The organism is Enterobacter sp. WCHEn090032, from assembly GCF_003986875.1.
Classification (GTDB): domain Bacteria; phylum Pseudomonadota; class Gammaproteobacteria; order Enterobacterales; family Enterobacteriaceae; genus Enterobacter; species Enterobacter sichuanensis.
In genome coordinates, this window is record NZ_RXRN01000002.1 from 154905 (window position 1) to 169534 (window position 14630).

8 protein-coding genes are annotated in these 14630 nt (G+C 58.2%); 4 read left to right on the plus strand and 4 right to left on the minus strand.

Annotated elements, in window-relative coordinates; all coding sequences use genetic code 11:
• Nucleotides 1-84 precede the first annotated feature (84 nt).
• Complete coding sequence (gene maeB, locus EKN83_RS02285; RefSeq protein ID WP_025758794.1) at nucleotides 85-2364, minus strand: NADP-dependent oxaloacetate-decarboxylating malate dehydrogenase; 2280 nt, start codon at nucleotides 2362-2364, stop codon at nucleotides 85-87.
• Nucleotides 2365-2610: 246 nt separating this feature from the next.
• Between maeB and tal the strand changes: the two genes are divergently transcribed.
• Together tal and tkt are read left to right on the plus strand one after the other, a co-directional pair.
• Nucleotides 2611-3561 carry a transaldolase gene (gene tal, locus EKN83_RS02290; protein WP_025758795.1) on the plus strand — a complete coding sequence of 317 codons (951 nt, stop codon included), beginning with the start codon at nucleotides 2611-2613 and terminating at the stop codon, nucleotides 3559-3561.
• 19 nt (nucleotides 3562-3580) lie between these two features.
• The gene (tkt, locus tag EKN83_RS02295; protein WP_126800250.1) at nucleotides 3581-5569 is read left to right on the plus strand and encodes a transketolase; all 1989 of its coding nucleotides are present in this window, start codon (nucleotides 3581-3583) and stop codon (nucleotides 5567-5569) included.
• A 96-nt stretch (nucleotides 5570-5665) separates the two neighbouring features.
• On the opposite strand, the gene EKN83_RS02300 is transcribed toward tkt, so the two are convergent.
• The 3 genes from EKN83_RS02300 to aegA form a co-directional block, all read right to left on the minus strand.
• Nucleotides 5666-6709 carry a DUF1176 domain-containing protein gene (locus EKN83_RS02300; protein WP_095452161.1) on the minus strand — a complete coding sequence of 348 codons (1044 nt, stop codon included), beginning with the start codon at nucleotides 6707-6709 and terminating at the stop codon, nucleotides 5666-5668.
• A gap of 105 nt (nucleotides 6710-6814) precedes the next feature.
• Nucleotides 6815-7408, minus strand: a complete 594-nt coding sequence (gene nudK / locus EKN83_RS02305; protein ID WP_126800251.1) for a GDP-mannose pyrophosphatase NudK — start codon at nucleotides 7406-7408, stop codon at nucleotides 6815-6817.
• A gap of 66 nt (nucleotides 7409-7474) precedes the next feature.
• Nucleotides 7475-9451 carry a formate-dependent uric acid utilization protein AegA gene (gene aegA / locus EKN83_RS02310; RefSeq protein ID WP_126800252.1) on the minus strand — a complete coding sequence of 659 codons (1977 nt, stop codon included), beginning with the start codon at nucleotides 9449-9451 and terminating at the stop codon, nucleotides 7475-7477.
• A 152-nt stretch (nucleotides 9452-9603) separates the two neighbouring features.
• Between aegA and narQ the strand changes: the two genes are divergently transcribed.
• Nucleotides 9604-11298 (plus strand): nitrate/nitrite two-component system sensor histidine kinase NarQ, encoded by a 1695-nt coding sequence (gene narQ, locus EKN83_RS02315; protein WP_126800253.1) that lies wholly within the window; start codon nucleotides 9604-9606, stop codon nucleotides 11296-11298.
• A gap of 142 nt (nucleotides 11299-11440) precedes the next feature.
• A complete protein-coding gene (gene acrD / locus EKN83_RS02320) occupies nucleotides 11441-14554 on the plus strand; it encodes a multidrug efflux RND transporter permease AcrD (protein ID WP_126800254.1) in 3114 nt (1037 codons plus the stop codon).
• Nucleotides 14555-14630 lie beyond the last annotated feature (76 nt).

Below are 14630 nucleotides of genomic sequence, written 5' to 3' on the forward strand. Positions count from 1 at the left end.
GGCCCTCTCCCCATAGGGGAGAGGGTGAAAGACGGCTCGGTGCAGTTCCCTCTCCCCTATGGGGAGAGGGTTAGGGTGAGGGGTTTACAGCGGCTGCGTCTGCGCCTCAACCACCGCCAGGGCCACCATATTCACGATACGGCGCACAGAAGCAATTGGCGTTAACACGTGCACCGGTTTCGCCACGCCCATCAGCACCGGCCCTACGGTCACCCCTTCAGAGCTGGAGACGCGCAGCAGGTTGTAGCTGATACGCGCCGCTTCCACGTTCGGCATAATCAGGATATTCGCCGATCCTTTCAGCGGGCTGTCCGGCATACGTTCGTTACGGATGCTTTCCACCAGTGCCGCATCACCGTGCATTTCCCCGTCAATCATCAGCTCCGGCGCGCGCTCGCGCACCAGCGCCAGCGTCTCACGCATTTTGCAGGCCGCCGCAGATTTAGACGAACCAAAGTTAGAGTGCGACAGCAGCGCCACCTTCGGCTCGATACCAAAGCGGCGCACGGTCTCTGCGGCCATCACGGTGATTTCCGCCAGCTCGTCCGGGCTCGGATCGTCGTTAACGTAGGTGTCAGCGATAAAGGTGTTGCCGCTCGGCAGCAGCAGGGCATTCATCGCCCCGGCGGTATGAACCCCGTCACGATAGCCGAAGATCTCCTGCACCACGCTAAAGTGCTCGTGATAATCGCCGATGGTGCCGCAGATCAATGCGTCCGCTTCACCGCGATGGACCATAATCGCGCCGATCACCGTCGTGTTGCTGATGACGGCTTTCTGCGCCTGCTCCTGGGTGATCCCCCGACGCTTCATGATCGCGTAGTATTCGCTCCAGTACTCTTTAAAGCGCGGATCGGATTCGTTGTTGACGATTTCGAAGTCGACGCCCGGCTTAATCTGCAGACCCAGCTTCTGAATGCGCATCTCAATCACGCTCGGACGACCAATCAGGATCGGCTTCGCCAGACCTAAGGTGATCAGCTCCTGGGTAGCGTGCAGCACGCGCGCCTCTTCCCCTTCCGCCAGCACCACGCGCTTCGCGTCAGCACGCGCCTGCGAGAAGATCGGCTTCATGAACAAGTTAGTTTTATAGACAAACTCGGTGAGCTTATCGATGTAAGCGTCAAAATCCTGAATCGGACGCGTCGCCACGCCGGAATCCATCGCCGCTTTGGCCACCGCTGGCGCAATTTTGACAATCAGGCGCGGGTCAAACGGTTTAGGAATGATGTAGTCCGGGCCAAAGCTCAGATCCTGATCGCCGTAGGCGGAGGCCACCACTTCGCTCTGCTCGGCGTGGGCCAGTTCCGCAATGGCGTGCACGGCGGCAAGCTTCATCTCTTCGTTGATCGCCGTTGCGCCAACGTCCAGTGCGCCGCGGAAGATGAACGGGAAGCAGAGCACGTTGTTGACCTGGTTTGGGTAGTCGGAACGGCCGGTACAGATAATGGCATCTTCACGCACCGCTTTCGCCAGCGGCGGCAGAATTTCCGGCTCCGGGTTCGCCAGGGCCAGGATCATTGGCGCGCGCGCCATCTTCTTCACCATCTCCTGGGTCAGCACTTTCGGGCCCGAGCAGCCGAGGAAGATATCCGCGCCGTCAATGACGTCCTCGAGCGTGCGCTTGCCGTCGTCTTCTACCGCATACGCCGCTTTGGTTTCCGCCATGTTGGGCTCGCGGTCTTTATAGATAACGCCTTTAGAATCACAGACCACGATGTTGTGCTTCTGCATACCCAGCGCCACCAGCAGGTTCATACAGGCGATGGCCGCCGCACCTGCGCCAGAAACCACCATGCGCACGTCAGAGAGATTTTTTTCCACCACGCGCAGGCCGTTCAGAATCGCGGCGGTGCTGATAATCGCGGTGCCGTGCTGGTCATCATGGAACACGGGAATGTTCATACGCTCGCGCAGCTTCTGCTCGATATAGAAACATTCCGGCGCTTTGATGTCTTCCAGGTTAATCCCGCCGAAGGTCGGCTCCAGCGCGGCCACCACGTTAATGAATTTGTCAGGATCAAGCTCGTCCACCTCGATATCAAACACGTCGATACCGGCGAATTTCTTGAACAGCACGCCTTTCCCTTCCATCACCGGTTTACCCGCCAGGGCACCGATGTTACCGAGACCGAGTACCGCCGTACCGTTAGAGATAACGGCCACGAGGTTGCCGCGCGCGGTGTATTTGTAGGCCGCCAGCGGGTCTTTTTCGATTTCCAGACACGGTGCCGCAACGCCTGGCGAATAGGCCAGCGCCAGATCGCGCTGGGTTGCCAGCGGCTTGGTTGGGGAGACCTGGATTTTGCCCGGGACAGGGAACTCGTGAAAATCGAGGGCACTCTGTTTTAACTGATCGTCCATCTTGTTATTCCTTTTACGTATCGGTCAGATAGTATCGCCTCAGGACAGCACATAAACTTTGAAGGCTGCCAAACTCTCACCATCACACATTAAAAATTGTTATCAATTTATAACAGCCATGTTACCCGTCTCAAAAGCAATGCCTCCCCCGTCTGCTATGCTTTTTTGTTAAGTCCATCATGATTTTCTCAGAAGTGTGAACTAACGCACTCATCTAACTCTTTTATTTCCAAGGAGTAATCATTTATGAACCAGCTAGACGGCATCAAACAATTCACTACCGTGGTTGCAGACAGCGGCGATATCGAGTCGATTCGCCACTATCAGCCGGAAGATGCGACCACCAACCCTTCGCTTCTGCTCAAGGCTGCCGGGCTTGCCCATTTTAGTCATCTGATTGATGACGCCATTGCCTACGGTAAACAGCGCGGGAAAACGCAGGAACAGCAGGTTGCCGAAGCCAGCGACAAGCTGGCGGTTAATTTCGGTGCGGAAATTCTGAAAAGCATCCCGGGACGCGTCTCCACCGAAGTGGACGCCCGCCTCTCGTTCGATAAAGAAAAGAGCATCAATAAGGCCCGCCGCCTGGTCGAACTCTACCAGGAACAGGGGATCGATAAATCACGCATTCTGATCAAACTGGCGTCGACCTGGGAAGGCATCCGCGCGGCAGAGGTGCTGGAAAAAGAGGGGATCCACTGCAACCTGACGCTGCTGTTCTCCTTTGCTCAGGCACGCGCCTGTGCCGAAGCCGGCGTGTTCCTGGTCTCACCGTTTGTCGGCCGCATCTACGACTGGTACCAGGCGAAACAGCCGATGGATCCGTACGTGGTGGATGAGGATCCGGGCGTGAAATCGGTCCGTAATATCTACGACTATTACAAGCAGCACCGCTATGAAACCATCGTGATGGGGGCCAGCTTCCGCCGTACCGAGCAGATCCTCGCCCTGGCCGGCTGCGACCGTCTGACCATCTCCCCTAACCTGCTGAAAGAGCTACAGGACAAAGAAGAGACGGTTATCCGCAAGCTGATCCCCACCTCTACCGTGCTGCCAAAACCGAAAGCCATGACCGAAGCCGAATTCCGCTGGGAGCACAATCAGGACGCCATGGCCGTGGAAAAACTGGCGGAAGGTATCCGCCTGTTCGCCGTTGACCAGCGCAAACTTGAAGATCTTCTCGCCGCCAAACTTTAACCTTGCCACGGAGTGAACTATGTCCCGTAAAGAGCTAGCCAATGCCATTCGCGCCCTCAGCATGGATGCCGTGCAAAAAGCCAATTCCGGCCATCCCGGCGCGCCCATGGGCATGGCTGATATTGCCGAAGTGTTGTGGAACGACTTTCTGAAACACAACCCCAATGACCCCACCTGGTACGACCGCGACCGTTTTATTCTCTCCAACGGCCACGCCTCGATGCTGCTCTACAGCCTGCTGCATCTTTCCGGCTATGATCTGCCGCTCGAGGAGCTGAAAAACTTCCGCCAGCTGCACTCAAAAACGCCGGGTCACCCGGAAATTGGCTATACGCCTGGGGTAGAAACGACCACCGGGCCGCTCGGTCAGGGGCTGGCCAATGCTGTCGGGCTGGCGATTGCCGAGCGCACGCTGGCGGCGCAGTTTAACCAGCCGGGGCACGACATTGTCGATCACTACACGTACGTGTTTATGGGCGACGGCTGTCTGATGGAGGGGATTTCCCATGAAGTCTGTTCCCTGGCGGGCACCCTGGGGCTGGGTAAGTTGATTGGCTTCTACGATCACAACGGTATCTCCATCGACGGGGAAACCGAGGGCTGGTTCACCGACGACACGGCAAAACGCTTCGAAGCCTACCACTGGCACGTGGTGCATGAGATCGACGGCCACGATCCTGAGGCGGTGAAAAAAGCGATTCAGGAAGCGCAAAGCGTGAAGGACAAACCGTCGCTGATTATCTGCCGCACGGTTATCGGCTTTGGTTCACCGAACAAGGCCGGCAAGGAAGAGGCGCACGGCGCGGCGCTGGGTGATGAGGAAGTGGCGCTGACCCGGCAAAAACTGGGCTGGAAACATCCGCCGTTTGAGATCCCGAAAGAGATTTACCGGGCGTGGGACGCCCGTGAAGCGGGTGAAAAGGCCCAGCAGGCCTGGAACGAGAAGTTTGCCGCATACAAAAAAGCACACCCGGAACTGGCCGCCGAATTCTCTCGCCGCATGAGCGGTGGCCTGCCGGAAGACTGGGACGATAAAACCCAGGCGCTGATTGAAAACCTGCAGTCCAACCCGGCGAAAATCGCCACCCGTAAGGCTTCGCAAAACACGCTGAATGCCATTGGTCCGCTGCTGCCCGAACTGCTTGGCGGCTCGGCGGATCTGGCCCCAAGTAACCTGACCATCTGGTCCGGCTCGAAATCGCTGAAAGAGGACATTGCCGGGAACTACATCCACTACGGCGTGCGCGAATTCGGGATGACCGCCATTGCCAACGGCATCGCTCATCACGGTGGTTTCGTGCCCTACACCGCCACCTTCCTGATGTTTGTCGAATATGCCCGTAACGCAGCGCGCATGGCGGCCTTAATGAAGGCGCGACAGATTATGGTCTATACCCATGACTCCATTGGTCTCGGGGAAGATGGCCCCACGCACCAGGCGGTTGAACAACTGGCGAGCCTGCGCTTAACGCCAAACTTCAGCACCTGGCGTCCGTGCGATCAGGTCGAAGCCGCGGTCGGCTGGAAGCTGGCGGTAGAGCGCCACAATGGCCCAACGGCATTAATTCTGTCACGCCAGAACCTGACGCAGATTGAACGCACCCCGGAGCAGGTGAAAAATATCGCCCGCGGCGGCTACATCCTGAAAGACAGCGGCGGCAAGCCGGACGTGATCCTGATTGCGACCGGTTCAGAGGTCGAAATCACGGTGAAAGCGGCGGAAAAACTGACCGCCGAAGGTCACGCGGTGCGCGTGGTATCCCTGCCCTCAACGGATATTTTTGACGCCCAGGATGAGGCGTACCGTGAGTCGGTGCTGCCCTCTAACGTCGCGGCGCGCGTGGCGGTTGAAGCCGGTATTGCCGACTACTGGTACAAATATGTCGGCCTTAAAGGGGCGATTGTGGGCATGCGCGGCTACGGTGAGTCCGCCCCTGCCGACAAGCTGTTCCCGTATTTTGGTTTCACCGTTGAGAACGTGGTAGAGAAGGCGCTGAGCGTGCTGTAGTGCGGTCTGTTTATTGCCGGGTGGTGCTACCGCTTACCCGGCCTACAGTTCGGATGTTTTGCAGGCCGGGTAAGGCAAAGCCGCCACCCGGTAAAGCTAGCGGGTGATCCACAGCGTGGGCCAGGCATCTGGCCCATTCCAGTTATCGCAGCTGGGCTCCTCGGCATAACGCACCAGGCGGAAACGCTGGCCGTCAAAACGCCAGCGCGTCTGGATGCCACAATCCCCCAAACCGCGCCCGAGCGCCAGCGTGGTCAGCTCGCGCGTCTTCTCATCGAAGCTGGCGTTCATTAACTCCATTTCACTGCTGCCACTCGACGGCGTAAACGGCAGACGTAGCCTGACGCTGCGGGCAGAGAACGGTTTTTTACGTGACACCAGCCATGCCAGATCGACGGTGTTATAGGCCCCCGCCTCGCAGCTGACGATCAACAGCGCTTTTTCATCGGTTAACGCGGTGACGCGCACTTCGCGGCGGTTAGGATCGAGCGAACACTGGCTGCTGTTCATCCGCCCGGTGCCATAATCCAGCAGGTCATTCAGTTCGGCGTGGGAAAGCGGTGTTGGAGTAGGATTAACGGTCGCCACCTTTTTCAGCGCGGGTGCGGGCGGCACGCTTAACGGCGGATCGTCACCTTTCTTAATCCACGCGGTTTCACTGCCGACACGCTTTTGCTGGGCATCAATAAACAGCAGCGCGGCTTTCAGACCGCTCAGGGAAATCACCTGCTTACCGCCGCGCAGCGTCAGGGCCTTCCCTTCCTGAATATTTTTCAGAAAGGCGGTGATGGTGGCCGCGTCGTCCGTTTTCAGGTGCCATGGCGTGAGCTGCCAGCGCTGCTTGTCCAGCTTCAGAGGCACATTGTCCAGCAGCAGCCGGGTGGCAATCTCCGGCTCTTTGACGGAGGGCGTATCCAGCCCGCCGAGATCGATACGCAGCGTGGCATCCGTTTTCGCGCCGGCGCTTCGGGTGAGCGTCATGACCAGCCCCCGGTGTTCGCCGGTGTTGCGGGCCAGGCAAAAGTTCTGGTTATTGCAGGTCACCTGCCAGTCAGAGAAAGCTTGCTGAGCAGGCGCAGCCCGCACCTGAGGCGCGAGGAGCAGACAAAACAGGGAAAATAAAAAGACGCTATAGCGCATGAATGACACAATCCCGGAACGAAAACGCGTAACTGGGCAGTATCTTCGTGTTCCGGCCGGGTCGTCTCAATCGGATTTATCGGATAGATTTATCCGAAAAACACTCTACATCCGTTCGAAAATGGTATTCATTAAGCCGGTACTCTGCAAATACTGCAGCAATATCACTGCTTTACCATCCCTGATTTCGCCTGAACGCATCATTTCCAGCGCCCGGGAGAAAGGCAACTCCAGCACCTCGATATCTTCATCCTCCACGCCACCGCCCCGGTGCGTACGCTGGGCGTCGCTGTATTCCGCAATGAAGAAATGGATAAGTTCCGTGACGCCGCCTGGGGACATGTACAGCTCAAAGATCTTTTTGACCTCGCCCACTTCAAAGCCGGTTTCTTCTACGGCCTCTTTGCGGATGCAGACTTCCGGCTCATCGTCATCAAGCAGGCCCGCGCAGGTTTCAATCAGACGTCCGTCAGAGTTACCGTTGACCCACGTCGCCACCCTGAACTGACGGATCAGCACCACGCTCTGCTTTTCACGGTTATAGAGCAGAATGGTCGCCCCGTTACCCCGGTCGTAAACCTCGCGCTTATGGCGGATCACTTCACCGTTATTACGCGTAAGATCGTAGGTGATGTTACGCAGGACAAAGTAGTTTTCAGAGAGAATTTTGTCTTTGATAACGTCAATTTTCAGGGTCATACGGGCTCCACGACATAATGAGTGATCCTATACTACGCCGTGAATCCCGCTTTGTCGCCCGCCGCTTTAATGATGTTTCGGAGCGCTAACCCCAAGCCAGTCGAGTATCCCTTGCGCCGCATGACGCCCTTCCGCCATCGCGGTCACCACCAGATCCGCGCCGCGAACCGCATCACCGCCGGCGAAAATGTGTGGGTTGCTCGTCTGGTAACGGTAGCGGCTTTCGACCGAGGCCACGATGCGTCCCCACTCATCCGTTTCAACACCCTGCGCCTGCAGCCACGGCATCGCGTGCGGGTTAAAACCAAACGCCATGATCACCGCATCAGCCTCCATTACAAACTCGCTGCCGGGCACCGGAACGGGCCGACGCCGCCCCTGCGCATCCGGCTCACCGAGCCGGGTACGCAGCATCCGGATACCGTTGACCTTCCCGTCAGGAGCCTGCGTCAGCTCAACCGGCTGGACGTTAAATTCAAATGCCGCCCCCTCTTCTCTGGCATTCTTCACCTCTTTCTTCGACCCCGGCATGTTGGCCTCATCCCGGCGATAGGCGCAGGTCACCTTCGCGGCGCCATGGCGTAGCGCGGTACGTACGCAGTCCATGGCGGTATCGCCCCCACCGAGCACCACCACGTTCAGCCCACAGGTATCTATGAACGGTTCGCTGGCCGTTGCGTCCAGCCCCATCACATGCCGCGTGTTACCCACCAGGAAAGGCAGCGCGTCATAGACCCCTGGCGCATCTTCATGCGGGATACCGGCCTTCATCGAGCGATAGGTGCCCACGCCAATGAACAGGGCGTCGTACTCGTCTTTTAACTGTGACATCGACACGTCCTTGCCCACCTCGCAGTTCAGCGCAAAGCGGATCCCCATCGCGGTAAATATCTCCCTGCGCCGCGCAAGCAGCGATTTGTCCAGCTTGAATGCCGGAATGCCAAAGGTGAGTAAACCGCCGATTTCCGGATGCCGGTCATAGACCGTCACGCTCACCCCGCTGCGCGCCAGTACGTCGGCGCAAGCCAGCCCGGCGGGACCGGCGCCGACGATCGCGACACGTTTACCCGTCGGCGTGACGGCGGACATGTCCGGCCGCCAGCCCATCGCCAGCGCCCTGTCGGCGATATAGCGCTCGATGTTGCCGATGGTAACGGCCCCCGCCTCATCACGAAGCGTGCAGGCCCCTTCGCATAACCGGTCCTGCGGGCAGACGCGGCCGGTTATTTCAGGCAAGCAGTTGGTCTGATGAGAAAGTTCGACCGCGCCGGCAATATCCCCCGCATTCAGACGCTCAATCCACTGCGGGATGTGGTTGTGCAGCGGGCAGGTCCATTCGCAAATGCTGTGCTCTCCGCACTTCAGGCAGCGCGACGCCTCGCGGGCGGCCTGTTCGGCCCGAAACGGCAGGTAAATTTCGTGAAAATGGCACACGCGTTCCGCAGCGGGCAGTTTGTCTGGCTCACCGCGTGGCAGGGACATCTGCATCTGCTGCAGTTTGCTACGCGGAAGATCGTCTCTGACGACCTCCCCATGCCAGGGCTGGACCGCCAGGCAGGCCGCACGCTGGCGGCGCGATTTGACCAGCGTGTCCAGCACGGCAGGCGTCGCAAGGGAGAGGACATCAGCCGGGCAGTTTTCGATACAGGCCGGGCCCTGTGGACGCGTCAGGCAGAGATCGCATTTATTCGCCGAGGCCTTCACGCCGCCGTGGTCGAGCGGGGTGACGATGATCTCCATCGTGCCAAACGGGCAAGCCACCGCGCAGGCCTTACAGCCGATGCATTTTTGTTGATTCACCTGTACGCTGTCACCGCGTTTGCTGATGGCGCCGTTCGGGCAGCTCTGCGCGCAGGGCGCATTTTCACAATGATGACATGTGACGGGGCTTCGCTTCCCGCCGGACCTCAGGACCGTAATACGGGGATGAAAATGGCGCTCGCTCAGAACGTGTTGCTCACCGTTGTGCGCCATGACGCAGGCCACTTCGCAGGCACGACACCCAATGCATTGCTGGCTGTTAGCCATAATAAAACGATTCATAACCACACCTGTTTTTGCTTCAATATCCTTATTCTTTATAAGAGTATGGTATTTACGCATCACGGCGCGTTCGGGCAATGTGCAAATGCCCGGAAGACCCAATTATTTCCAGTGAACCTGTGGCAGATCAATTTTATTCAGAGAGCCGTTCTGTGACCGTTAAACGACCCGTTTCCGCAAGCCTTGCCTGGGCTTTCTTTTCGATCATTGTCTTATCCGCGCTGACCAGTACCGTCGCACTGCTGACGCTGGCCAGCAGCCAGCGTGATGCCGAGGCGATTAATATTGCGGGTTCGCTGCGCATGCAGAGCTATCGACTGGGCTATGAGATGCAGCGCAACAGCCCTTCCCTTGCCGCGCACCGCGAGCACTGGCAACAGACGTTGCGCGCGCCGGCACTGCAGAAGCTGGACCGCTGGTACGTCCCGGACAATGTTAACGCCCGCTATCAGCAGCTGCAGGTGGCCTGGCAGGAGATGGATAAACGTATCGCCCGCGGCGACAGCGCCTGGTATCAGACCCACATTGAGGATTTTGTCGGCCGCATTGATGCCTTTGTGCTCGCCCTGCAGCACTACACTGAGCATAAAATCCAGACGGTGACCCTGCTCTCCCTGGCCGGCGCGCTGGGGATCCTGTTGCTGACGCTGTTTACCCTGCGCCGCATTCGTCGTCAGGTCGTGTTACCGCTTAACAATCTGGTGGCCGCCAGCGAACGGATTGAGCGCGGTGAATTTGCCACCCCTGCGCCGGATACCGCCCTGCCGAACGAACTGGGCCAGCTTTCGCGCGCCTTCAACCACATGTCCGGCGAGTTAGCGACGCTCTACCGCTCGCTTGAAGCCTCGGTGGCGGAAAAAACGCGGCATTTGCATGACGCCCACCAGCAGCTCGACATGCTGTTCAAGTGCTCTCAGGCGCTGAATACCGGCCAGATAGACAGCCACTGTTTCCGGCATATCCTGCAGATTGTCCATGACTATACGCAGATGAACTATCTGGAACTGCGCACCAGCGACGACTGGCGGCTGTGTGAAGGGACGGCGTCACGCGACATCCCACTGCAAAACCTGCCGGTAGTGATGCAGGACACGCTCTACGGCGAGCTTCGCTGGCAAAGCGAGACGGACAGCGTCCCTCTCCCTCTGATGAGAAGCGTGGCGACCATGCTCGGGCGTGGACTGTACTTTAACCAGGCGCAGAAGCATTACCAGCAGCTGCTGCTGATGGAAGAGCGCGCCACCATTGCCCGCGAACTGCATGACTCGCTGGCGCAGGTGTTGTCGTATCTGCGCATTCAGCTTACGCTGCTGAAACGCGCCGTGCCGGAGGAGAATACCCCGGCGCAGACCATCATTACCGATTTCTCCCGCGAACTGAACAACGCCTGGCAGCAGTTGCGCGAGCTGCTCACCACCTTCCGCCTGACGCTGAATCACGCGAATTTACCCGCGGCGTTGCAGGAGTCTCTTGACGCGCTGCAGAGCCAGACGCAGGCGAAGCTGCACCTTGACTGTCGCCTCTCCTCGCTGGCGCTCGACGCGCAAAAGCAGGTTCATCTGTTACAGATCGTGCGTGAGGCGGTGTTGAACGCCATTAAGCACGCGCATGCCAGCGAGATCACCGTGAGCTGCGTGACGGCTGTGGACGGTACGCACCGCGTCAGCATTCGTGACAATGGCATCGGGATTGGCGAAGCCAGCGAGCCGCCGGGACACTACGGTCTGAACATTATGCGTGAACGCGCACAGAGGCTTGGGGGAGCACTGCACTTTTCGCAGCCACAAAACGGGGGCACGCTGGTCAGCGTCACGTTCCCCGTGCCGCAGGCACCGGCGGGTAAATAACGGTAAAGGAGGAAGCGCAGGGAAAAGCGCATGATAATTTACACTATCTCCTTTTTTTCTCCACGTTTGACCTGAGCCTTACCGCTAAAGTTATGCGGGCAATAAACAATAATGACGAGCAGCAAAACGAGGTCACTTTTTCATGGCGAATTTTTTTATCGATCGCCCCATTTTTGCCTGGGTAATTGCCATTCTGTTGTGTCTGACAGGTGTCCTGGCAATTACGTCACTTCCCGTTGAGCAATATCCCGATCTGGCCCCGCCTAACGTGCGTGTCACCGCAAACTACCCCGGCGCGTCCGCACAAACGCTGGAAAATACCGTGACGCAGGTTATCGAGCAGAACATGACGGGTCTGGATAACCTGATGTACATGTCCTCGCAAAGTAGCGCCACCGGTCAGGCAACGGTGACCCTGAGCTTCAAGGCAGGCACTGACCCGGATGAAGCGGTGCAGCAGGTACAAAACCAGCTGCAGTCGGCCATGCGCAAACTGCCCCAGGCGGTACAGAACCAGGGCGTGACCGTGCGTAAAACCGGCGACACCAATATTTTGACCATCGCGTTTGTCTCGACAGATGGCTCGATGGATAAACAGGATATCGCGGACTACGTCGCCAGTAATATTCAGGATCCGCTCAGCCGTATTAACGGCGTCGGGGATATCGACGCTTACGGTTCACAATATTCAATGCGCATCTGGCTCGATCCCAACAAGCTCAACAGCTACCAGATGACGGCAACCGACGTGACGGATGCCATCAAAGCCCAGAACGCCCAGATTGCCGTAGGGCAGCTCGGGGGAACCCCGTCCGTTGATAAACAGGCCCTGAACGCTACCATTAATTCGCAATCCCTGCTGCAGACGCCGGAGCAGTTCCGCAACATCACTCTGCGGGTGAATCAGGATGGGTCGGAAGTTCGTCTGGGCGATGTCGCCACGGTGGAAATGGGCGCAGAAAAGTACGACTACCTGAGCCGCTTTAATGGCAACCAGGCCTCCGGTCTGGGGATTAAGCTGGCCTCCGGCGCGAACGAAATGGCCACGGCGAAACTGGTGTTAGACCGTCTGGATGAGCTGTCGCAGTATTTCCCGCACGGGCTGGAGTACAAAGTCGCCTATGAAACCACCTCCTTCGTTAAAGCGTCGATTGAGGACGTGGTGAAAACCCTGCTGGAAGCCATCGCGCTGGTGTTCCTGGTCATGTACCTGTTCCTGCAAAACTTCCGCGCGACGCTGATCCCAACTATTGCCGTTCCTGTGGTGCTGCTCGGAACCTTTTCGGTGCTTTACGCGTTCGGCTATAGCATTAACACCCTGACAATGTTTGCGATGGTGCTGGCGATTGGCCTGCTGGTGGACGATGCCATCGTGGTGGTTGAAAACGTCGAGCGCATCATGAGCGAAGAAGGACTCTCTCCGCGCCAGGCGACGCGCAAATCGATGGGGCAAATTCAGGGGGCGCTAGTCGGTATTGCGATGGTGCTCTCGGCGGTCTTTTTCCCGATGGCCTTCTTTGGCGGCACCACCGGGGCGATTTACCGTCAGTTCTCCATTACCATCGTCTCGGCAATGGTGCTCTCCGTGCTGGTGGCGCTGATCCTCACCCCTGCGCTGTGCGCCACCATCCTGAAACCGCTGCATAAAGGGGAGCATCACGGTCAGAAAGGTTTCTTCGGCTGGTTTAACCGGATGTTCAACCGCAATGCCGCCCGGTATGAATCTGCCGTCGGGCGCGTGCTGCACCGCAGCCTGCGCTGGATGATGATTTACGTTGTGCTGCTGGGCGGGATGGTCTGGCTGTTCCTGCACCTGCCCACCTCATTCCTGCCGATGGAAGACCGGGGTATGTTCACCACCTCGGTGCAGCTCCCGAGTGGCGCAACGCAGCAGCAAACGCTGAAAGTGGTGCAGAAAGTGGAGCAGTACTTCTTCACCAAAGAGAAGGATAACGTGGTCTCCGTCTTCTCCACCGTCGGGTCCGGCCCGGGCGGGAACGGGCAAAACGTCGCCCGCATGTTCGTTCGCCTGAAGGACTGGGACGCGCGCGATAGCAAAACGGGAACATCGTTTGCCATTATTGAGCGTGCGACAAAAGCCTTTGCGCACATTAAAGAAGCCCGCGTCTTTGCCAGCAGCCCACCTGCCATCAGCGGGCTGGGCAGTTCCGCCGGGTTTGATATGGAGCTCCAGGATCACGCCGGTGCGGGCCATACGGCGCTGATGGCGGCGCGCGATAAGCTGTTGGCGCTCGCAGGCAACGATCCGGGCCTGACCCGCGTTCGCCATAACGGTCTGGATGACAGCCCGCAGCTTCAGGTGGATATCGATCAGCGCAAGGCGCAGGCGCTGGGTGTGTCGATCAACGATATCAACGACACCCTGCAAACGGCGTGGGGCTCGAGCTATGTGAATGATTTTATGGATCGCGGCCGCGTGAAAAAAGTGTATGTCCAGTCCGCCGCGCCATTCCGTATGCTGCCGGATGATATAAACCGCTGGTTTGTCAGAAACAGTGCCTGGGGAATGGTGCCGTTCTCTGCCTTTGCGACTTCACACTGGGAGAGCGGTTCGCCGCGTCTGGAGCGCTATAACGGCTATTCCGCGGTTGAAATCGTCGGGGAAGCCGCGCCAGGCGTGAGTACCGGTACGGCCATGGACATCATGGAAAAACTGGTGCAACAGTTGCCTGCCGGTTTTGGTCTGGAGTGGACGGCCATGTCTTACCAGGAGCGCCTCTCCGGAGCACAGGCACCGGCACTTTACGCGCTCTCTCTGCTGGTGGTCTTCCTCTGTCTTGCCGCACTGTATGAAAGCTGGTCAGTGCCGTTCTCGGTCATGCTGGTGGTGCCCCTTGGTGTCATTGGCGCCCTGCTCGCCACCTGGATGCGTGGTCTGGAAAACGATGTCTACTTCCAGGTCGGGCTGCTCACCGTGATTGGGCTGTCGGCGAAAAACGCCATTCTGATCGTTGAGTTTGCCAACGAGATGAATGCCAAAGGCCACGAGCTGATGGCCGCCACGCTGCACGCCTGCCGTCAGCGCCTGCGCCCGATCCTGATGACCTCGCTGGCATTTGTTTTTGGCGTACTGCCGATGGCAACCAGCACCGGCGCAGGCTCCAGCAGCCAGCATGCGGTCGGCACAGGGGTCATGGGCGGTATGATTTCGGCGACCGTCCTGGCCATCTATTTTGTTCCGCTGTTCTTTGTGCTGGTGCGTCGCCGCTTCCCGCTAAAGGAACGTCCGGAGTAAGTGGTTGAAATAAAAAAAGGCGGCTTATTCGGCCGCCTTTTTATTGTGTGATTTATTCACACTATGGTTATTTTAC